Annotated in this window: 19 protein-coding genes; 12 read left to right on the forward strand and 7 right to left on the reverse strand. The window is 69.9% G+C overall.

Features of this window, described 5'->3' with window-relative positions:
• Nucleotides 1-135: 135 nt before the first annotated feature.
• From ACFCVM_RS09240 to ACFCVM_RS09255, 4 genes are all read right to left on the reverse strand, one after another.
• Nucleotides 136-903, reverse strand: coding sequence for a hypothetical protein (locus ACFCVM_RS09240; RefSeq protein WP_375835831.1), 768 nt, complete (start codon nucleotides 901-903; stop codon nucleotides 136-138).
• Nucleotides 900-1,808, reverse strand: a complete 909-nt coding sequence (locus tag ACFCVM_RS09245) for an ABC transporter ATP-binding protein (RefSeq protein ID WP_375835832.1) — start codon at nucleotides 1,806-1,808, stop codon at nucleotides 900-902. Before ACFCVM_RS09245 ends, ACFCVM_RS09240 begins: the two co-directional genes overlap by 4 nt.
• The gene (locus ACFCVM_RS09250) at nucleotides 1,805-2,164 is read right to left on the reverse strand and encodes a GntR family transcriptional regulator (RefSeq protein ID WP_375835833.1); all 360 of its coding nucleotides are present in this window, start codon (nucleotides 2,162-2,164) and stop codon (nucleotides 1,805-1,807) included. The genes ACFCVM_RS09245 and ACFCVM_RS09250 overlap by 4 nt, the downstream gene beginning before the upstream one ends.
• Before the next feature lie 117 nt (nucleotides 2,165-2,281).
• Nucleotides 2,282-3,214, reverse strand: coding sequence for a DMT family transporter (locus ACFCVM_RS09255; RefSeq protein ID WP_375836693.1), 933 nt, complete (start codon nucleotides 3,212-3,214; stop codon nucleotides 2,282-2,284).
• A 253-nt stretch (nucleotides 3,215-3,467) separates the two neighbouring features.
• On the opposite strand from ACFCVM_RS09255, the gene lpdA reads away from it, so the two are divergent.
• The 4 genes from lpdA (at nucleotide 3,468) to ACFCVM_RS09275 (ending at nucleotide 9,042) form a co-directional block, all read left to right on the forward strand.
• On the forward strand, nucleotides 3,468-4,868 hold the full coding sequence (gene lpdA, locus ACFCVM_RS09260; RefSeq protein WP_375835834.1) for a dihydrolipoyl dehydrogenase: 1,401 nt from the start codon (nucleotides 3,468-3,470) through the stop codon (nucleotides 4,866-4,868).
• 72 nt (nucleotides 4,869-4,940) lie between these two features.
• A complete protein-coding gene (locus tag ACFCVM_RS09265; RefSeq protein WP_375835835.1) occupies nucleotides 4,941-5,939 on the forward strand; it encodes a TIGR00341 family protein in 999 nt (332 codons plus the stop codon).
• A 492-nt stretch (nucleotides 5,940-6,431) separates the two neighbouring features.
• Nucleotides 6,432-6,770: a CU044_2847 family protein gene (locus ACFCVM_RS09270; RefSeq protein ID WP_375836694.1), complete on the forward strand. Its 339-nt coding sequence runs from the start codon at nucleotides 6,432-6,434 to the stop codon at nucleotides 6,768-6,770.
• A gap of 40 nt (nucleotides 6,771-6,810) precedes the next feature.
• The gene (locus tag ACFCVM_RS09275) at nucleotides 6,811-9,042 is read left to right on the forward strand and encodes a CHAT domain-containing protein (protein WP_375835836.1); all 2,232 of its coding nucleotides are present in this window, start codon (nucleotides 6,811-6,813) and stop codon (nucleotides 9,040-9,042) included.
• Between the two features lie 150 nt (nucleotides 9,043-9,192).
• Here the strand turns inward: ACFCVM_RS09275 and ACFCVM_RS09280 are convergent, their stop codons facing one another.
• Nucleotides 9,193-10,806, reverse strand: a complete 1,614-nt coding sequence (locus ACFCVM_RS09280; RefSeq protein ID WP_375835837.1) for a cation acetate symporter — start codon at nucleotides 10,804-10,806, stop codon at nucleotides 9,193-9,195.
• Nucleotides 10,806-11,180, reverse strand: coding sequence for a DUF485 domain-containing protein (locus tag ACFCVM_RS09285; protein ID WP_375835838.1), 375 nt, complete (start codon nucleotides 11,178-11,180; stop codon nucleotides 10,806-10,808). Before ACFCVM_RS09285 ends, ACFCVM_RS09280 begins: the two co-directional genes overlap by 1 nt.
• Before the next feature lie 200 nt (nucleotides 11,181-11,380).
• On the opposite strand from ACFCVM_RS09285, the gene ACFCVM_RS09290 reads away from it, so the two are divergent.
• From ACFCVM_RS09290 to ACFCVM_RS09315, 6 genes are read left to right on the forward strand one after another with little or no spacing between them, the layout of a single operon-like run.
• Nucleotides 11,381-12,592, forward strand: a complete 1,212-nt coding sequence (locus tag ACFCVM_RS09290) for a sensor histidine kinase (RefSeq protein ID WP_375835839.1) — start codon at nucleotides 11,381-11,383, stop codon at nucleotides 12,590-12,592.
• The gene (locus tag ACFCVM_RS09295; RefSeq protein ID WP_375835840.1) at nucleotides 12,589-13,335 is read left to right on the forward strand and encodes a LytR/AlgR family response regulator transcription factor; all 747 of its coding nucleotides are present in this window, start codon (nucleotides 12,589-12,591) and stop codon (nucleotides 13,333-13,335) included. The genes ACFCVM_RS09290 and ACFCVM_RS09295 overlap by 4 nt, the downstream gene beginning before the upstream one ends.
• 1 nt (nucleotide 13,336) lies before the next feature.
• Nucleotides 13,337-13,744 (forward strand): DUF485 domain-containing protein, encoded by a 408-nt coding sequence (locus ACFCVM_RS09300; protein WP_375835841.1) that lies wholly within the window; start codon nucleotides 13,337-13,339, stop codon nucleotides 13,742-13,744.
• The gene (locus tag ACFCVM_RS09305; protein ID WP_375835842.1) at nucleotides 13,741-15,213 is read left to right on the forward strand and encodes a cation acetate symporter; all 1,473 of its coding nucleotides are present in this window, start codon (nucleotides 13,741-13,743) and stop codon (nucleotides 15,211-15,213) included. The genes ACFCVM_RS09300 and ACFCVM_RS09305 overlap by 4 nt, the downstream gene beginning before the upstream one ends.
• A gap of 47 nt (nucleotides 15,214-15,260) precedes the next feature.
• Nucleotides 15,261-17,210 (forward strand): collagen binding domain-containing protein, encoded by a 1,950-nt coding sequence (locus tag ACFCVM_RS09310; protein WP_375835843.1) that lies wholly within the window; start codon nucleotides 15,261-15,263, stop codon nucleotides 17,208-17,210.
• A gap of 51 nt (nucleotides 17,211-17,261) precedes the next feature.
• Entirely contained in the window at nucleotides 17,262-18,002 is a 741-nt protein-coding gene (locus ACFCVM_RS09315) for a sulfite exporter TauE/SafE family protein (RefSeq protein ID WP_375835845.1), read from the forward strand.
• Here ACFCVM_RS09315 and ACFCVM_RS09320 read toward each other — a convergent pair.
• Nucleotides 17,999-18,643 carry a GNAT family N-acetyltransferase gene (locus ACFCVM_RS09320; RefSeq protein ID WP_375835846.1) on the reverse strand — a complete coding sequence of 215 codons (645 nt, stop codon included), beginning with the start codon at nucleotides 18,641-18,643 and terminating at the stop codon, nucleotides 17,999-18,001. The two genes, ACFCVM_RS09315 and ACFCVM_RS09320, sit on opposite strands and share 4 nt — an antisense overlap.
• Before the next feature lie 142 nt (nucleotides 18,644-18,785).
• Here ACFCVM_RS09320 and ACFCVM_RS09325 point away from each other — a divergent pair, with 142 nt between their 5' ends.
• Both ACFCVM_RS09325 and ACFCVM_RS09330 read left to right on the forward strand, forming a co-directional pair.
• Entirely contained in the window at nucleotides 18,786-19,007 is a 222-nt protein-coding gene (locus tag ACFCVM_RS09325; protein ID WP_332063898.1) for a hypothetical protein, read from the forward strand.
• A 165-nt stretch (nucleotides 19,008-19,172) separates the two neighbouring features.
• Nucleotides 19,173-21,041, forward strand: a complete 1,869-nt coding sequence (locus ACFCVM_RS09330; RefSeq protein ID WP_375835847.1) for an alkyl/aryl-sulfatase — start codon at nucleotides 19,173-19,175, stop codon at nucleotides 21,039-21,041.
• Nucleotides 21,042-21,118: the final 77 nt, after the last annotated feature.

Genomic DNA, 21,118 nt, shown 5'->3' on the forward strand with positions numbered 1-21,118 from the left:
CGCGTCGGTCGCGCGCCGTATTCGCGCGGCCCCGCCGTCATCCTCCCGGATGACCACGCACCCCGGGGCAGACGGGTGCGGCGCGGCATCCGACCCCCTCGGATGCCGCGCCGCGGCTTGCAGAACCCGTTCCGATCAGCGGGGCGTCGCCCGCCGGATCACGAGGTACCCGCCGATGGCGCAGACCACCGCCAGCCCCAGCACGATGCTGAAGCCGCCCACGACGCCGATGCTGCCGAACCATTCGAACAGGGCCATCCAGCTGCCGCTGAACGTGAAGATCGCGATGAAGGCCAGGAACAGGGCGATCGCGCTGAACGTCACGATCATCATGCCCCGCATACGCCAGCGCATGTACACCGTCGTGACACTCGCGCCGATGAATAGCACGAGCATCTGCATCGCGAGCGTCGAGTAGAAGTCGGTGAGCCACCCCTGCTGCCCGTACCAGAGCGAGTCGAACATGGCGATGCCGATGCCCCAGCCGTTCGTCGCCTTCTCGATCTGCACGAGCGTGGCGATGGCGACGGCGTTCAGGAACGAGACGATGCCGAACATGGCGCTCGTCCCGAGCCAGAAGTCGCGTCGGGTGGTGCCGAAGCCCAGCGCGAACGAGAACGTCAGGCCGATCGCCTGCACGCCGACGACGACGAGGTACCACTGGGGCGAGAGCACCGCCCAGCTGTAGCGCATGCCCTTGGCCATGTCCTCGGTCGGCCCGCCCGCACCCGTGATGATGAGCCCGACGATCATCATGACCGCCCAGGCGGACCCGAGGATGATCCACGGGATCCCGAAGAACACAGAGGGGTTGATGGCGTGCAGGCGAACGATGCGCCAGATCTCATGGGCCCGCGAGCGGGCTTCGGTGCGCACGATCGGCTGATCGATGACGGCGCTCATGCTGCGACCTCCCGGTCGGTCGAGTCGGCACTCAGGTCGGTGCCGGTCATGTGGATGATGAGCTGCTGGAGCGAGACGGGCGCGAGTTCGAGCCCGAGCTCGGCAGCCTTGACGCGGTCGCCCTGGTCGAGGCGGCCGTCGATGGTGGCGGATGCCAGTCCGCCGAGGCCCTCGCGACCGATGACGGGTCGGTCGGCCACGAACGACTCGACCGCGGCTCGCGGTCCGGCGACGGTCGTCGCCGAGCCGCGCAGTTCGTCGGCATCGCGATCGAAGAGGATGCGGCCCTGGTCGATCAGGATGACGTGCTCGAGCAGGTTCGCGACCTCGTCGATCAGGTGCGTCGAGAGCACGATGGTGCGGGGGTGCTCCGCGTAGTCCTCGAGCAGGCGGTCGTAGAAGATGTGGCGGGCGACCGCGTCGAGACCGAGGTAGGGCTCGTCGAAGAAGGTGAGCGGTGCACGGCTCGCGAGGCCGACGATGACGCCGACGGCCGAAAGCTGGCCACGCGACAGCTTCTTGATGTATCGGTTCAGCGGCAGGCGGAAGTCGGCGATGAGCTGCTCGGCGAACGCGGCATCCCAGTTCTCGAAGAACCACGGCGCCGCCTTGAAGACGTGCGCGGCCTTGAAGCTGTCGGGGTATCGCTGCGACTCGGCGATGAAGCACATCCGACGCAGCACGTCGGCGTGCTCGGCGGGCTCGCGGCCGAAGACGTCGAGCGAGCCCGCATCGGGGAACAGCTGGCCGGTGAGCAGCTGCATGATCGTCGTCTTGCCCGCGCCGTTCCGGCCCAGGAGACCGTAGATGCGGTTCTCCTCGAGCGTGAAGTCGACCGCGTCGACGGCCGTGAACGAGCCGTAGCGCTTCGTGAGCCCGGTGGCGTGCACCACTGTGCGGGTCATGATTCGATCCTTTCCGCGCGGAGCATGCCCGCGAGTTCGTCGATGCCGATGCCGAGTTTCTCGGCCTCGATGATGAGTGGTCTGAGGTATTCGGCAGCGAAGCCCGCCCGCCGGCGTTCGACGAGCCGATCGCGGGCGCCGGTCGTCACGAACATGCCGATGCCCCTTCGCTTCTCCACGATGCCGTCGTCGACAAGGCGGGTCACCCCTTTCAGTGCTGTGGCCGGATTGACACGCAGGAACGCGGCGAACTCGTTCGTCGAGGGGATCTGGCCGCCTTCCGGCAGGCTGCCCTCGATGATGTCGTTCTCGATCTGTTCTGCGATCTGGATGAAGATCGGACGCGATTCGTCCATGCCCGCCCAACTCTTGTGCCGTGTACTGCTGCAGGAACCTTGGTTGGTTCATTACTTGTGTAACTAACCAACCATGTACGTGTACGCCTGTCAACCCCGAGTTCTGTTTCGGTCGGGTCAGGCGGCAGCGGCGGGCGCGCGGCGCGGCAGGCGCAGGCGTCCCTGGGCGAGCAGGATGCCGAGGAGCACGAGCACGGCACCGATCGGCTCATGCCATGAGAAGCGCTCGCCGAGGAGCAGCACCCCGAGAGCGACGCCGACCACGGGGGTGACATAGGTGACGGTCGACGCGTTCGTCGGGCCCCACGCGCGCAGCACGTTGATGTTCCAGATGTAGGCGAGGCCGGTGCCGAGCACGCCGAGGGCGAGGAGCGAGCCGACGATCGCGAGATCGAGTTCGACGGGCTGCCACGCGATCACGGGAGTGAGCACGAGCATGATCGCGCCCGCGATGCCGATGTTCAGGAAGGCGAACGTCGCCGGCGCGATCGGCCGGGTGCTCAGGAACTTGCGCGTGTACCCGAACGTGAAGCCGTAGCAGACGGCCGCCCCGAGGCACGCGAGCTGGCCGAGGAGGCTCCCGGTCAGCGCGGCGTACTGCCACGGCCCGATGATGACGACGACGCCCGCGATGCCGACGATCACGCCGGCCCACTGGCCTGCGGCGAGCTTCTCGACGCGGAACGCGAGGGTCGCCATGAGTGCCGTCGTGATGGGGGTGACGGCGTTGTAGATCGACGCGAGGCTCGACGAGACGTGCAGTTCGGCCCACGCGAAGAGCATGTGGGGCACGACGCATCCGCTGATCGCGATGACCGCGAAGTGCAGCCAGACGATCGGCTGCCTCGGCAGCACGGGCCCCCGCTCCCCCGTCGGCGACGCGACGCGCGGCCGCATGACGAGCACGATGACGCCGAGGGTGAGGCCGCCGAGCACGAGTCGCGACCACGCGACCTGGGTGAATCCGACACCCTCGAGCGCGACCTTCATGAAGAGGAAGCTGGCGCCCCAGACCACGCCCATGCCGAGGAACTGCAGCCACGTCGACAGCCGGCTCGGCTGCGACGATGCGGCTGCCGCGACGGCCGCGCCGGCCTGGGCGCTCGGGGTGGTGCTGGTGCTCACCGGTCGAGCGTACGCCCGACCACCGACGGCCCGACACGGGTGCCGGGGTGCATGTCCGGAATCCGCCGAAGCTCGGCAGTCGCGGGATGGGATCGAAATGCTCGGCACAGCGGACCACCGGCCGCCGGCTCCGGATTCCACGGTGCGTCGTCACCGCCGCGACCATAGGCTGGAACGCATGACCAGCCATTTCGATGTCGTCGTCCTCGGCGCCGGTCCCGGCGGCTACGTCGCCGCCGTGCGCGCCGCCCAACTCGGTCTCAGCGTCGCCGTGATCGAGGAGAGATACTGGGGCGGCGTCTGCCTCAACGTCGGGTGCATCCCGTCGAAGGCACTGCTGCGCAATGCCGAGCTCGCCCACATCTTCCACGACCAGGCGGCGACCTTCGGCATCACGGGCGACGCGCACTTCGACTTCGGCGTCGCCTTCGACCGCAGCCGCCAGGTGTCGGAGAAGCACGTCAAGGGCGTGCACTTCCTCATGAAGAAGAACGGCATCACCGAGTTCGACGGGCGCGGGTCATTCACCGGACCGAACGCGATCGACATCGCGAAGGCCGATGGCACGACCGAGCAGCTCACCTTCGCGAACGCGATCATCGCGACCGGTTCGCGCGTGCGCCTGCTGCCCGGCGTCGCGCTCTCGCAGAACGTCGTGACCTACGAGTCGCAGATCCTCACGCGCGACCTTCCGCGATCGATCGCGATCGTCGGCGCCGGCGCGATCGGCATGGAGTTCGCCTACGTGCTGAAGAACTACGGCGTCGACGTCACCGTCATCGAGTTCCTCGACCGGGCGCTGCCGAACGAAGACGTCGAGGTCTCGAAGGAGATCACGCGCCAGTACCGCAACCTCGGGGTGCCGATCCTCGCCTCGACGAAGGTCGAGACCGTCGTCGACAACGGGTCGTCGGTCACCGTCTCGTACACGGCGTCGAACGGCGACGCGGGCAGCCTCGAGGTCGACAAGGTGCTCATGGCCGTGGGCTTCGCACCGAACGTCGAGGGCTTCGGGCTCGAGGCGGCCGCCGTGCAGCTCACCGAGCGAGGTGCGATCGGCATCGACGAGCGCATGCGCACGAACGTGCCGCACATCTACGCCATCGGCGACGTCACCGCGAAGCTCATGCTCGCGCACGTCGCCGAGGCGCAGGGTGTCGTCGCGGCCGAGACGATCGGCGACGCCGAGACGATGGAACTCGGCGACTACCGCATGATGCCGCGCGCCACGTTCTGCTCGCCGCAGGTCGCGAGCTTCGGGCTGACCGAGCAGCAGGCGCGCGACGAGGGCTACGACGTGGTCGTCTCGAAGTTCCCCTTCAGCGCCAACGGCAAGGCGAACGGGCTCGGCGAGCCCATCGGCTTCGTCAAGCTGGTCGCCGACGCGAAGCACCTCGAACTGCTCGGCGGCCACCTCATCGGCCCCGACGTCTCCGAGCTGCTGCCCGAGCTGACCCTCGCCCAGAAGTGGGACCTCGGCGCGCTCGAGCTCGCCCGCAACGTGCACACCCACCCGACCCTGTCGGAGGCGCTGCAGGAGGGGTTCCACGGCCTCGCGGGGCACATGATCAACATGTGATCGGATGCCGCGGCGCGGGCGCTCCGGCGTTGCGCCGCGGCATCCGCCCGGTTCGACTGAGATCATCAGCGCATGTCGACCGTGGCGGGCCTGTTGATCCCCGAGAACCGGCGGAACCCTGCGGTCGAGCTGCTCGACCAGCTCGACCTCGATCACGGCGACGTGCGCGCCAAGCGCACGGGCTTCGCGATCATGCTGCTGCTCTCGGCGATCATCGCGATCGCCGGCATCATCGGCGACTCCACGGCGACCGTCATCGGGGCCATGATCATCGCCCCCCTGTCGACGCCGATCCTCGGCATCGCCGCGGGGATCGTGACCGGCCGGGCCTCGCTCGTCGGCCGCTCCGTGCTGTGGCTCGGCGGCGGCATCGTGGCCGTCGTCATCCTCGGCATGCTGCTCTCGTACACGCTGCCCGACCCCCAGCAGCTCACGACGAATCCGCAGGTCACGAGCCGCACGGCGCCGACCCTCATGGACCTCCTCGCCGCGTTCGCGACCGGTCTCGCCGGGGCGTTCGCGATGTGCCGGCGCGATCTCAGCAACATCCTGCCCGGCGTCGCGATCTCGATCTCGCTCGTGCCGCCGCTCGGCGTGGTCGGCGTGAGCCTCGGCCAGGGCCAGTTCGACGCGGCATTCGGCGCCTCGATGCTGTTCCTCTCGAACGTCGTGGCGCTCATCATCGCCGGATCACTCGTCTTCACGCTCGCCGGCTACCCGCGCGACCCCGAGGCCGTCGTCGATGCGAACCGCCGGCGCGCGTACACGATCGTCGGCGTGCTCACCGCGGTGGTCGCGATCCCCCTCGTCGTGAACTCGCTCGTCATCGCGTTCGTCGCCTCGTGGACCATGACCCTGCACTCCGTCACCGGCGACTGGCTCGACGGCACGAAGGGCGCCTCCGTCACGGGCGTCAGCTGGAACGGGCTGCAGGCCACGGTCGGTGTCGAGAGCCCCGGCGGCGAGCTGCCGCCCCTCGAGGCGTACCGCGACGATCTCGCCGGCGAGCTGCCGTCGTACGTCTCGGTGAGCCTCGACGTGAAGTCGGGCAGCCAGGTCGAGGTGCGCTGAAGGGCCCGCCTCGAGTCGCGGCGCCTCGCGCACGAACGACGAGGGCGGATGCCGCAGCGTGCTGCTGCGGCATCCGCCTCTTCACTCGACGACACGGCACGGGCAGGCATTCCCGCCGCGTCGAAGTGGGTTCCCGGCGACGAGTGGGACTTCTCGCCGCCGGGAGGTTCTCAGTGCTGGGTCGCCTTCTCGGCTCCGACGCCGGTCAGCGAACGCACCTCCATCTCGGATTGCTTCGCGGGGTCCTCCTTCTTCTTGTCGGGCGCCGTGCCGAGCCAACCCGGCCGCACACGGCCAAAAGCCTCCGACGGGGTGCTTGTCCGGAATCCGCCTGAACACGGCGGTGATCCTTCGACGCGCGCCGAACAGTTCAGGGCTGGCACCGATGGCGCCTTCGCGCCTTCGAGGCTAGAGTTCGCCTATCGGCACAGGCTGTTCGAACGAACGAGGGGAACGACTACCCCACGGATCAACGACCGGAAGGAGCCCACGATGCCGAAGCTGGTCACGTTCCCGTCCGCCGATGGCGGCGAAGTCACGGTCCAGGTGCAGGATGCCGACCCCTTCACGGGAGTCGCGATGCGTGGGATGACCGGCGACGCGCTCGTCCAGCGCGCAAACGAAACCATCGACGACGCGATCGCTCGCATCAAACCAGCAGTGCGTTCACTCCTCAGCGAACTCCGTTCGTCGGACGCGGCACCCGACGACATCGAGGTCGCCTTCGGGATCCAGATGAGTGCCGAAGTGGGCGCATTCGTCGCCGCAGCCAGCTCGACGGCGAACTTCTCGATCAAGCTGCGGTGGACATCCGCCGCCGCTTCGACCTGAGCACCCCGTCCGACATCCTGAAACGACGGCGGCGAACGCCATGGAGGCCAAGAACACCAAGAACGCGATCCTCGAACTGGAGATCAGCCCGGGCTCAGGCGAAGGCGTGTTCGTCGCACGGGTACTCCGCTCGATCGGCGGAGGTCAGCCGACGCGCGAGTTCGCCCTCGACATCGATACGCTGCTCTCGCGCCGTTCGCAATTCGAGACCACCGTGCTCGCCTCGGCCGTCTCGGCACGACGTATCGTCTCCGACGCGGAGGCGACCGTGCAGCAGGTCGGGCGCAGCCTGTTCACCTCCGTCTTCGACGACGCCGTCGGCGCCGCCTATCGCATGAGCTCTGCTGTCGCGCAGGAACGCGGGCAGACTCTGCAGCTCGTGCTCCGACTGAGCGCGCCGGGGCTGGCGGCCCTGCCGTGGGAGTCGCTCTACGACCCCGAGACCGGCGCCTACCTGTGCCGGAAAGAACCGCTCGTGCGGAATGTACCGACGCCGTTCACGCCCGCGGCGCTCGCCATCGACCCGCCGCTCCGGATTCTGGGAATCGTGGCATCGCCGCGCGGCCTCCAACCGCTCGACACCGACGCGGAGCGCGGCCGCCTCGAAGAAGCACTGCGCCCGCACCTCGACGCGGGGCTGGTGGAGCTGGTCTGGCTCGACGATGTCACCTGGTCGGGTGTCCACGAGAAGCTGCTCGAGCAGTCGTGGCACGTGCTGCACTTCATCGGGCACGGCGGATTCGATGCGGCGACGGATGAAGGTCAGCTGGTGCTCCTCGATGAGAACGGTCGCCCGGATTTCGTTTCCGCGAGCAGTCTCGCGGATCTCCTGCACGAAGCGGAGCCCACGCCGCGCCTCGTGATGCTCAACTCCTGCCTGTCGGGAGCGGCCAGCCCGGACGACCTGTTCTCGGGCACCGCCGCAGCCCTCGTTCGCAGCGGGATCCACGCGGTGGCCGCCATGCAGTTCGCGATCTCCGATCGTGCCGCGATCGCGTTCTCACGCGGCTTCTACACCTCGCTCGCCCACGGACGCAGCATCGACGAAGCCGTCCGCAGCGGGCGCGTCGGCATCCTCGGCCTCGGCCGGGGAACCCTCGAGTGGGTCACCCCGGTGCTCTATCTTCGCGGCGATGACACCCGGATCTTCGACATCACGCAGCTACCGACCCCTCTGGCGGCGGTAGACGACGGATCCAGCCCCGAAGCAGACCCGCCGAAGCCGGCGGAACCGGTTGCGGTGGAACTCGTCGTCGTCCCCGAACCCGCGGTCGTCCCCGAACCCGTCGTCCCCGAACCTGTCGCAACGCCGGCACCGGTGCCGGCTCCACCTCCGCCCGAAGCCCCCCATCTGAAGGAAACTTCTCCTCAGGGTGATGGCGGCACACCATCGTCGAAGCGGCGCACGCTCGCGATTGCGCTCGGCGCAGCCGCGGTCGTCATCGCCGGCCTCGCCACGTGGGGTGTCATCGCATCCCTCGACGACCAGACCGGCTCCGGCGCGGTGCCCGCTCCACGCACTTCCCAAACCGCCGCCGTCGCCGTTCCGGCAGCCGACGCTTGGACTCCGACCGGCCTCGACTGCTCGGCCGGCGACGACCTCGACATCACTGCGACCGGAACCGTGCTGCATGAGGAGAACCCCGCTTCAACCGTTCCGCCAGACGGTCTCACCGACCCGCACTTCCATCAGTGGAACGTGGCCGGGCTTCCCGATGCCAACACCGTCTCCCTCATCGGCCGCGTCGGAGAGCAAGCGCCGTACTTCGTCGTCGGGAGCGAGTTCCACGGCTTCTGCCCCGCGACCGGCCCCCTCTCATTGGGCATCAACGACGTCGGCCTCGAGGGCAACTCGGGCGCATTCGAGGCGTCGGTCGTGATGACGCCGGTCGAGAACCTCGTGAGCACGGCCGTCGTCCCCGTTTCTGCGAGAACGACGTGGACCGACGTCGGCCTCGCCTGCAGCACGGGCGACCTCCTGCGCTTCGTCGCGAGCGGCGCTCTGCAGGACAGTGCAACACCCGATCGCAGCTCGGGGCCGGGTGGCACACCCGACTTCGAGCCCGACTGGAACGTCGACGGACTCGAGTCCGTCAACCACGCCGCCCTCATCGGCAACATCGCCGGACAGGCACCGTTCGTCGTCGGCACCGGCGCAGAGACGGCCTGCCCGCAAGACGGGCAACTGCAGCTCGGCATCAACGACGACGGGTCTGACGGCGCAGAACACATCGGCGAGTTCACCGTCGGCGTCGCAATCACCTCGGGCTAGCCGCACCGAGCACGAACGACGAGGGCGGATGCCGCAGCGTGCTGCTGCGGCATCCGCCTCTTCACTCGACGACACGGCACGGGCAGGCATTCCCGCCGCGTCGAAGTGGGTTCCCGGCGACGAGTGGGACTTCTCGCCGCCGGGAGGTTCTCAGTGCTGGGTCGCCTTCTCGGCTCCGACGCCGGTCAGCGAACGCACCTCCATCTCGGATTGCTTCGCGGGGTCCTCCTTCTTCTTGTCGAGCACCGTGCCGAGCCAGCCCAGGAAGAAGGCGAGCGGGATCGAGACGATGCCGGGGTTCGAGAGCGGGAAGATCGCGAAGTCGATCGCCTCGGTCTTCAGCATCGAGGTCTCGGAACCCGAGACCACCGGCGAGAAGATGATGAGGATGATCGCCGACGCGAGGCCGCCGTACATGCTCCAGAGGGCGCCCTGCGTGGTGAAGCGCTTCCAGAACAGCGAGTAGACGATCGTCGGCAGGTTCGCGGATGCCGCGACGGCGAACGCGAGCGCCACGAGGAACGCCACGTTCTGGCCGTTGGCCCCGATGCCGCCGATGATCGCCACGACGCCGATGATGACGACGGTGCGGCGGGCGACCTTGACCTCGGCGCCCGGTGCCGGCTTGCCCTTCTTCACGACGCTCGCGTAGATGTCGTGGGCGAAGGAGGCCGCCGCCGTGATCGTGAGTCCGGCGACCACCGCGAGGATCGTCGCGAACGCGATCGCCGAGATGAGGCCGAGGAGCAGCGGTCCGCCGAGCTCGAAGGCGAGCAGCGGTGCTGCCGAGTTCGGGCCGCCCGGAGCCGCGGCGATGACGTCGGCGCCCACGAGGGCCGCCGCGCCGTAGCCGAGCACGAGCGTGAACACGTAGAAGATGCCGATCAGCCAGATCGCCCAGACGACCGACTTCCGAGCCTCCTTCGCGGTGGGCACCGTGTAGAAGCGCATGAGCACGTGCGGCAGCGCGGCGGTGCCGAGCACGAGCGCGAGGCCGAGCGAGAGGAAGTCGACCTTCGCGATCTCGGAGACGCCGTACTTCATGCCGGGGTTCAGGATCTCGGGGTTGCCCGCCGCGGCGACCGCGTTGTCGAGCAGGGTCGAGAAGTTGAAGCCGTTGATCGCGAGCACCCAGACCGTCATCACGCCGGCGCCCGCGATGAGCAGGATCGCCTTGATGATCTGCACCCAGGTCGTGCCCTTCATGCCGCCGATGAGCACGTAGAGGATCATGAGCGCGCCGACGACGGTGATGACGAGCGCCTGGCCGAGCTGGTCGCCGACGCCGAGGAGGAGCGAGACGAGCCCGCCGGCCCCGGCCATCTGCGCGAGCAGGTAGAAGAAGCAGACGACGAGCGTCGTGGTCGCCGCTGCGATGCGCACCGGCTTCTGCTTCAGCCGGAACGACAGCACGTCGGCCATCGTGAACTTGCCCGTATTGCGGAGCAGCTCGGCGACGAGCAGCAGCGCGACGAGCCACGCCACGAGGAAGCCGATCGAGTAGAGGAACCCGTCGTAGCCCGTGATGGCGATCGCGCCGACGATGCCGAGGAACGACGCGGCCGAGAGGTAGTCGCCGGCGATCGCCGAGCCGTTCTGGCCGCCCGTGAACGAGCGGCCCGCGGCGTAGTAGTCGGCGGCGGTCTTGTTGTTGCGGCTCGCGCGGAACACGATGATCATCGTGATCGCGACGAAGGCGCCGAAGATGGCGATGTTGAGCCAGGGCTCGCCGGGCGAGGCGCTCGCGGCTTCGAAGTGCAGCATCAGCGCGCCACCTCCTCAGCGGTGAACGTCGCGCCGGTCTCGATCTCGTCGCGGATCTCCTCGGCGATGGGGTCGAGCTCCTTGTTGGCGTAGCGCACGTACCAGGTCGTCACGGCGAAGGTCGTCACGACCTGCGCGAGGCCGAGCAGGATGGCGACGTTGACGCTGCCGAACACGGGCGTCGACATGAAGTCGTGCGCGTAGCCGGCGAGCAGCACGTATGCGAGGTACCAGACGAGGCACGCGGCCAGCACGGGGAAGACGAACCTCCGGTGCTTCGAACGCAGTCGCTGGAACTCTTCGGATTGTTGCACCGCGCGGTAGTCGACGGGTGGGGCCGTCTCGGTCTCCGCGCTCAGGGCATCGTTGCCCATGGCGAGTCTCCTTCGGGGTCGTGGCGGGGCGGGGGGCCCGGCCGCTGCGGGATGCAGTGGGGCAACTCTCGCGCGCTCGCACGTCGGCGTGGGGTCGATACCGCTCGTCGTCGCCGAACGGCACCCATCGTGCGACGAGCGGCGAGCGGAGGTCGACGAGCGAGCGGGCCGCTGAAGCTCGAACGGTTACGCTGTCGTGCATGCCCGAGTCGATGCTGCTCGCCGCCGCCCTCGGCGTGGTCGGCGGGGCGCTCGCGGTCGGGCTCGTGGTGTTCCTGCGGCGCATCGTGCTGAGCTCGAAGGAGCTCGGCACCGACGCCGAGCAGGCGACCTACCAGACCCTCCACCTCGCGTCGCGGGCCGCGAAGCACCTGCGCGGCGGCATCGACGAACTCGACGCGGCCCGCGCCGGCAAGCACCTGCGCGCCCTGCTCGGCTGCGACAGCCTCGCGATCGTCGATCGCTCGGGCACCATCGCGATCGACGGCGACGAGGCCGTGCGCCCGGTCGCCGAGCGGCTCGCGGCGGCGGCGATCGCCGGGGGCCGGCAGCAGGTGCAGCGCCGCATCCCCATCGGCGCCTGGGAGACGGACGCGGTGGTCGCCCCCATCGTCGGCAGCACGGGGCCGCTCGGCGCGATCGTCGCCTTCGCCTCCCCCGTGCGGGCCGGTCTCGTGCGGGCGACCGGCGAGGTGGCCGACTGGGTCGCCGCGCAGGTCGAGCTCGGCGAGCTCGATGCGTCGCGCGCGGCGCTCGCCGAGGCCGAGGTGCGTGCGCTGCGTGCGCAGATCAGCCCGCACTTCATCTACAACTCGCTGAACGCGATCGCCTCGTTCATCAACACCGATCCCGCGCAGGCGCGCGAACTCGTGCTCGAGTTCGCCGACTTCACCCGGTACTCGTTCCGCCGGCACGGCGACTTCACGACCGTCGCAGAGGAGCTGCGGTCGATCGACAGCTACCTGCGCCTCGAACGGGCCCGCTTCGGCGAGCGCCTGAAGGTGACCCTGCAGATCGCCCCCGAGGTGCTCTCGACGGTCGTGCCGTTCCTCTCGATCCAGCCGCTCGTCGAGAACGCCGTGCGGCACGGCCTCGAGTCGAAGGAGGGCGGCGGGCACATCACGATCACGGCCGCCGACGCCGGCGCGTTCGCCGAGATCAGCGTGGAGGACGACGGGGTGGGCATCGACCCCGAGGTGCTCGCCGGGGTGCTCGCGGGGGCCCCGGCCGGCGGCGAGCACGTGGGACTCCGCAACGTCGACGCCCGCCTCCGCCAGGTCTACGGCGACGAGCTCGGCCTCGTGGTCGAGACCAACGTCGGCGCCGGCACGCTCGTGCGCATGCGGGTGCCGAAGTCGGGGCCACGACGCCCCTCTGCCGCAGCGAGCCCCGATGGGAGACTTGAACCATGATCTCCGTGCTCATCGCCGACGACGAGCAGCCCGCGATCGACGAGCTCGCCTTCCTGCTCGGGCAGGACCCGCGCATCGGCGTGATCCACCAGGCGTCATCCGGGGCCGAGGCGATCCGCCTGCTCACGCGCGAACCGGTCGACGCCGCCTTCCTCGACATCCACATGCCGGGGCTCACGGGCTTCGACCTCGCGCGAGCACTCGCCCGGTTCGAGCACCGACCCGTGCTCGTCTTCGTCACCGCCGACGAAGAGGGAGCCCTCGAGGCCTTCGACCTCGCCGCCGTCGACTACCTCCTGAAGCCCGTCCGCACCGAACGCCTGCACCGCTCGGTCGGCCGCATCGTCGAGGCGCTGAAGGCGGGCGCTGCGAGCCAGACGACGGCCGGCGCACCGTCGGAGCCCGAGATGGTCGCGGTCACCCTCGGCGGCACCACGCGCATGATCCGCCGCGACGACGTTCGCTACGTGCAGGCGCAGGGCGACTACGCACGGCTGCACACCGAAGAGGCGAGCTACCTCGTGCGCGTGCCCATGAGCGACCTCGAGCGCCAGTGGGCCGACGCCGGTTTCGTGCGCGTGCACCGCTCGTACCTCGTGTCGCTCGCCCACATCAGCCGCATCCGGCTCGGCTCCGATCACCCGAGCGTCACGGTCGGCCAGGCAGAGCTGCCGGTGAGCCGCCGACTGCTGCCGGCCCTCCGCGAGCGGCTGGACCAGACGATCATCCGCCCGAGGACGTAGCGTGACCGAGCCGTCGAGCGGGCGAGCGGATGCCGCGGGGCCGCCGCCCCGGGTCCGCGTCACCGCTCCGCGACCGGGCGGTGGCGGGGCATCCGCTCGGCCGCTGCCACCGCATGCGCGTGGCGGGCCGACGAGCGATATCGCGGGGGTCTACGTGCGCTCGTTGATCCGCTCGCAGTTGCGGCTCGCGATCGTGTTCGCCGTCGGCTTCGCGGCGGCCACGACGCTCTTCGTGCTCGCCATCGCGTTCGTGCCCGCCCTCGACTCGAGCTTCGTCTTCGGCGTTCCCGCCTCGTGGCTGCTGCTCGGCATGGGGGTGTATCCCCTGACGCTCACGGTCGCGGGGCTCTACGTGCGCGCCGCGGCACGCAACGAGGCACGCTACCGGTCGCTGACGGAGGCGGAGTGAACCCCGTCATCGGCTACTCGGCGATCGCCGCCGTGGCGCTCGCCTCGGCCCTCATCGGCTTCTACGGCCTGCGCGTCTCACGTACGACGAGCGACTTCTACGTCGCCTCGCGCACCGTGCGGCCGTGGTGGAACGCCTCGGCGATCGGCGGCGAGTACCTCTCTGCCGCCTCGTTCCTCGGCATCGCCGGACTCATCCTGCTGCAGGGCTCGGGCGGCCTCTGGTTCCCGATCGGCTACACGGCCGGCTATCTCATGCTCCTGCTCTTCGTGGCGGCGCCCCTGCGCCGCTCGGGCGCCTACACGATCCCCGACTTCACCGAGGCGCGGCTCGAGTCGACGTGGGCGCGGCGCGTGACCTCGACGCTCGTCATCGTCGTCGGCTGGTTCTACATCGTGCCGCAGCTGCAGGGCGCGGCGCTCACGGTGCGGATCACGACGGGCCTGCCGTCATGGGTGGGGTCGGTCGCGGTCGCGGTGCTCGTCGCGGTCATCGTCGCGGCGGGCGGCATGCGCTCGATCACCTTCGTGCAGGCGTTCCAGTTCTGGCTGAAGCTCACCGCGCTGGCCGTGCCGGTCGTCGTGCTGCTGCTCTTCGTCGGCGGCGGCGAGCCGCCCGCCCAGCTCACGCCCGCCGAGGCGTTCCCCCCGGCGGCCGGCCCGGCCGACCTCGATGTCTATCGCACCGTCTCGCTCATGGTGGCGCTGCTCCTCGGAACCCTCGGCCTGCCGCACGTGCTCGTGCGCTTCTACACGAATCCCGATGGGGTCGCGGCCCGGCGCACGACCGTCATCGTGCTCGCCCTGCTGTCGGTGTTCTACCTGTTCCCGACGGCGTTCGGCCTGCTCGGCCGGGCGTTCGCCCCCGACCTCGCGGCCTCCGGCGAGGCTGACGCGCTCATCCTCCTGCTGCCGGGGCGGCTCGTGCCGGGCATCTGGGGCGAGCTGCTCACCGCCCTCGTCATCGCCGGTGCGTTCGGCGCGTTCCTGTCGACCTCTTCGGGACTCGTCGTCTCGCTCGCCGGCGTCATCAGCCAGGACCTGCTCGGCGGCAGCGTGCGGGGATTCCGCATCGCAGCCGTCGCCTCGTCGCTCATCCCGCTCGTCGTGGCGCTGTCGACCGAGTCGACCGGCCTTGCGGGCAGCGTCGGGCTCGTCTTCGCGTTCACGGCGTCGACCCTCTGCCCCATGCTGATCCTCGGCATCTGGTGGCGCGGACTCACGGCGCGCGGCGCGATCGCGGGCATGCTGACCGGCGCGCTGCTCGCGGGCGGCGCCATCCTCGGCGGGCCGCTCCTCTCGGCCGCGGCGCCCGTGCTCCGCCCGTTCCTCGAACAGCCCGCCGCGTGGACCGTCCCCCTCGCGGTGCTCGTCACCGTGCTCGTCTCCCGGGGCGACCACCGAGGCATCCCGCGCGGCACCGACGCCTTCCTCACCCGACTGCACGTTCCGGAGCGACGCGTGCGCTGACTGGCCGGGGGGTGCGCGGACTGGGTCGGTCGAATAGGCTGTGCGCCATGCCTCGGGGGAATCGCATGCTCTTCGCCGGTCTGACCGGCCTCATCACCGCTGCCGTGCTGACGACGGTTGCGATCACGCCGGCATCGGCCGCGACGACCGCGAGCTGGGCGACGTGGGCGCCGCTCACCGGTGCGGGGGGTGCGTTCCAGACGACGATGACCCTCGCCGGGCAGCCGGCGCTCGCCGCCTCGGTCACGAGCGACTCCCGGGCCGGTCAGGTCGGCGTCATCTCCGGGGCATCCAACTGGCTCGCGCAGGGCACGCCGGTCGGCGCGAAGTACGGCTCGAGCCTGAACCAGCCGTACCTGAACCTCCGGCCGAAGGCCGACACGCCCACCGGCACCTCGACGACGACCTATTCGTTCCCGACCCCGACCCCGTCGTCGAACTGGACCTTCGTGCTCGGCGACATCGACGCCGACCAGGTGCGCATCGCCGCGGTCGGGGCCAACGGTGCGGCGCTGACGGCCGCCGAGCTCGGGTTCCGGGGCGGGTTCAACTACTGCGCGCCCGGCGTCGTCGGCAAGCCCTCGTGCTCGGGCGACGCGGCCGACGTGCCGAGTTGGAACCCCGCGACCCTCACGCTGACGGGCAACGCGACCGCCGCCGACACGAACGGTGCGGCGGGATGGTTCGAACCCTCCGTGCCGATCAGCTCGCTCTCGTTCTTCTTCACGCGCCGCTCGGGCCTGCCGGTCTATCAGACCTGGTTCGCCTCGCTCGCGCGCGACATCACCGGCACGGTCACCGACACCGGCACGGGCCCCGTCGACGGGGTCGCGCTCAACCTCATCGACGCCAACGGAACCGTCGTCGGCACCGCGACCACGGCCGGCGGCGGCCTCTACGGCTTCCCGGGCTTCTTCGCGACCGACGGGTACACCGTCGAGGCGGTGCTGCCTGCGGGCAAGATCGCGGTCGACGCCTCCCGCAAGCCGGCCGACCTGTCGACCGCCGACGCCGTGGTCGACTTCTCGATCCGCGATATCGTGCCGGTCGCGGTCTCGGGCAACGTCTCGGATTCCGAGGGCAACCCGATGCCCGGGGTCCAGGTGACGATCGACGGCCTCACCACGACGACCGACTCGAACGGCGACTACCTGTTCGACACCGTTCCGGTGGGCAGCTATACCGCGACGATCACGACGCCCGACGGGTACACCATCACGTCGAGCCCGCCGCCGTTCACCGTTCCCGACGGCGTCGAGACGCCGATCACCGGTGTCGACTTCGTGGTCGCGGCGAATCCCTCGCTCTCTGGGACCGTCACCGCCGCCGGTGCCGGCGTGCCCGGCGTCACCGTCACCGCGACCGGCCCCGGCGGTACGCTCTCGACCGTCACGGGCGCCGATGGCACCTACCGCTTCCCGCTTCTGCCGACCGGTGACTACACGATCACGATGACGGCGCCCGAGGGCACCGTCGCTGTCGGGCCGGCAACGCGCAACGAATCGGTGACCACGAGCGACGTCACGGGCGTCGACTTCGCGATCGCGAAGACCGGCAGCATCGAGGGCACCGTTGCCACCGACGACGGCACGCCGTTCCCCGGCGCGACCGTTACGATCACCGGGCCCGACGGGGCGACGCCCCTCACGAGCGGCCCCGACGGCACGTACGCGGCCGGCACCCTGCCGCCCGGCGAGTACACGATGACGCTCACCGTCCCGGCCGGATACACCGCCGTCGGGCCCTCGACGATCACGGTCACCATCACCGAGACCGGCGAGGCGTTCAGCGACCAGGACTTCGTGCTGCTCGCGGATGCGCCGACGCCGACGCCCACCCCGACGCCGCCCGCAGGCGGCGGAACGACCGCGGGCACGCTGCCGGCCACCGGCCTGGACCCCGCCTCCGGCGTCGCCGCATGGATCGCACTCGGCGCCCTCGTCGCCGGAGTCGCGGCGCTCTCGACGACCCGCCTCCGCCGTCGTTCGACGCGCTGAGTCGGCTCCCCCCGCCGAGCCCGCCGAACGCCGCCCGGGTAGACTCGCCCGGTGCTCCTGCCCGTCGCCGTCTCCGTGCTCGTCGGCGCACTGGCGCAACGCGTCACGGGCATGGGCTTCGCGCTCATCGCCGCGCCCGCGCTCGTGATCCTGCTCGGTCCCTTCGACGGCGTCGTGCTCGTGAACCTCTGCGCCGTGCTCTCCTCGCTCCTCATCCTGCCGAGGGTGTGGAAGCTCGTCGACTGGACCAGGTTCGGATGGCTCGTCGTGCCGGCGCTCGTCGGCACCGCCGTCGGCGCACTCGTCGCTGCGCGCCTGCCCGGGCCGGTGCTCCAGCTCGGCGTCGGGGTTCTCGTCATCGTCGCCCTCACCGTCTCGCTCCTCGTCACCCGCACCGACCACGTCGCGACGGGGCCGGTTCCGGCGATCCTCGCCGGCGCGGCATCCGGATTCATGAACGCCTCGGCCGGCGTCGGCGGACCGGCGCTCAGCGTCTACGCGGTAGCGACACGGTGGCCGCAGGCCGGGTTCGCCGCCACCGCCCAGCCCTACTTCGTCGTGATCGGCGCGGCCTCGCTCGTCGGCAAGCTCGGTGCGACCGGGTGGGCGCTGCCCGAGCTCGAACCCGGCGCCTGGCCGCTCGTCATCGGGGCGCTGCTCGTCGGCCTCGGCCTCGGCGAGCTCCTGCACCGCCGCATCCCCCATCACGCCGCGCGCATCGCCGTGATCGTGATCGCGTATGCCGGCGGCGCCGCCGCGATCGTCGACGGCGCACTGCAGCTCTGGGGCTAGGCGCCCGGGCGCACCTCGACCGGGCGGTCGCCGTGCGCGGCGAGTCGCGCCTCGAGGCCCACCCGCACCTCGGGCCACTCGTCGATGATCACCGAGTACACGGCGCTGTCGCGCCAGCTGCCGTCGGCGCGGCGCTTGTGCCGGCGCATGACTCCGTCGAGGCGGGCGCCGAGCTTCTCGATCGCGGCGCGCGACCGAGCGTTGTTCGCATCGGCCTGGATCTTCACCCGGCCGAACCCGTTGCGGAACGCGAGGTCGAGCAGCAGCAGCTTCGCCTCGGGGTTGACCGCCGTGCCCCAGACGCCCGGGTCGTAGGCCGTCCACCCGATGTGCGTCGACTCGTTCGGCAGGTCGAAGTCGCCGAGCTTCGTCGCGCCGACCACCCGGCCGTCGTCGGGGCCGCCGCGGAGCCGCACCGTCCACGGCATCGCCGACTCGTCGGCCGAGTAGTACGACCGCGCGAACGCGTCGTAGGCGACGGCGTCGGCGGGCAGCCCGTCGGGTCCTCCGCCGTAGCCACCGGCGAAGACCTCGGGACGGCAGAGGGCGCGATACAGCTCGGGGATGTCGGCGATGTCGAACGGGCTCAAGCGGATGAATCGGCCGAGGAGGTCGTCGTCGGAAGGGCGTGTCGCAGTCACCGTTCGAGTGTGCCACGCGCCGACGACGCGGAGGTGACCGTTCGGCGAAGAGATCGTCACCCCGCGTCGCAGCCCTTCCCATCGACGGGAGCCACCCCTACGATGACCACAGCAAGACCACGACGAACGAAAGGTGGGGGCCATGGGTTCTCTGGACGACATCACGAAGAAGGCGCAAGACTTCATCGAGGAGAACAAGGACAAGATCGCCGACGCGCTCGACAGCGAGCAGGCCGAGGACATCAGCGACAAGCTGCTCGACGGCGTGACCGAGGCAGCCAAGAAGGTGCTGCCCGAAGAGCACCATGACAAGGTCGACGGAGTCCGCGAGAACATCGACGGGGCCATCGGGACCGAGAAGTAGCCTCGCGGTTCGAAGGGGGCGGATGCCGCGGGCATCCGCCCCCTTCGTCGTCTCCGGACTCGAGCGTTCTGCACGTTCCCCTGCGCGCGTTCCCTTGCATCGGCCGTGGCCGGTTGTCACGATGGCAGAGGGCGATCACCGCCCGTGAAGGGGGAACTTCATTCAATGGACCACAAGCCGGCCACGGACACCATCCGGGCGCAACAGGCCGCCGCGCTCGCGCACCTGCCGTTCGACGACACACGTGATTTCGACGACGCCGATCGCGGATTCATCGCCGCGCTCGAGCCGGGTGTCGTGCGGAACGACGCCGCGGAGGTCGTCTGGGACAACGACAGCTACGCCTTCCTCGGCGGCGAGGCGCCCGCCACGGTGCATCCGAGCCTCTGGCGCCAGTCGCAACTCGTCGCGCGGCAGGGCCTCTACGAGGTCGTCGAGGGCATCTACCAGGTGCGCGGCCTCGACCTCTCGAACATGACGATCGTCGAGGGCGACACGGGCGTCATCGTGATCGACCCGCTCATCTCGACCGAGACCGCGGCCGCCGCGCTCGCGCTGTACCGCGCGAATCGCGGTGACCGCACGGTCGTCGCCGTCATCCACACCCACTCGCACGTCGATCACTTCGGCGGTGTCTTCGGCGTGACGACGCAGGCAGAGGTCGACTCGGGCTCGGTGCAGATCATCGCACCCGAGGGCTTCGTCGAGCACGCCGTCGCCGAGAACGTCTACGCCGGCACGGCGATGGCGAGGCGAGCCGGCTACATGTACGGCGCGGCACTCGAGCGCGGGCCGCAGGGCGCCGTGGGCGCGGGCCTCGGGCAGACCACATCGACCGGCGTGATCGGCATGATCGTGCCGACGCTCGAGATCACGACGACGGGCGAGACGCACACCGTCGACGGCGTCGAGATCGAATTCCAGATGGCGCCGGGCACCGAAGCGCCATCGGAGATGCACTTCTACTTCCCTCGCTACCGCGCACTGTGCATGGCCGAGAACGCCACGCACAACCTGCACAACCTGCTGACGCTCCGCGGAGCGGTCGTGCGCGACCCGCACGTGTGGTCGCAGTACCTCACCGAAGCGATCACGCGGTACGCCGACCGCACCGACGCCGTCTTCGCCTCGCACCACTGGCCGACGTGGGGCCGCGAGAACATCGTCGAGTTCCTGTCGGTGCAGCGCGACCTCTACGCCTACCTGCACGACCAGACACTGCGACTCGTCAACCGCGGGTACACCGCAGCCGAGGCCGCGGAGACCTTCGAGATGCCGCCGGCACTCGAGCAGGCGTGGCACACGCGCGGTTACTACGGCTCGGTGAGCCACAACGTCAAGGCGATCGTGCAGCGCTACCTCGGCTGGTTCGACGGCAACCCCGCGCGGCTCTGGCCGCATCCGCCGGCCGCGATCGCCACGCGCTACGTCGAGGCGATCGGCGGCATCGATCGCGTCGTCGAGCTCGCGCAGGCCGCGTTCGACGGCGGCGACTTCCGTTGGGCGGCGACCCTGCTCGACCACGCCGTGTTCGTCGACGAGCACCACGAGGGCGCGCGAGCGCTCTACGCGGATACGCTCGAACAGCTCGCGTACGGCTCGGAGAACGGCACGTGGCGCAACTTCTTCCTCTCGGGAGCGACCGAGCTGCGCGTCGGCAACTTCGGCACGCCGACGAAGACGACCGCTCCGTCGATGCTGGCCCAGCTCAGCCCCGAGCAGTTGCTCGATGCCATCGCGATCAAGATCGACGGCCCGAAGGCCTGGGACCTCGACCTGTCGTTCGCGATCGTGCTGACCGACCTCGACCGGCGTTTCCGGGTGACGCTCCGAAACGGCGTGCTCATCTACCTCGAAGACGGCGCAGGCGACGTCGAGCTGACGCTCAGCCTCACCAAGGGGCGCGTCCTGGCGCTCCTCGGCGGCGATTCGGCCTCGGCCGGCGTCGACCTCGGCGGCGATGCGACGGTGCTCGAACAGCTCCTCGGGGTCATCGACCCCGGCGACGACGCGTTCGACATCGTCACGCCCTAGCGAACGCCGCGCTCGACGCGAACGCCCGGCCGGTTGACCCGGCCGGGCGTTCGTCGTTCACCCCGCGTCAACGGGTG

Source organism: Agromyces sp. NPDC056389 (genome assembly GCF_042262385.1).
Lineage (GTDB): Bacteria > Actinomycetota > Actinomycetes > Actinomycetales > Microbacteriaceae > Agromyces.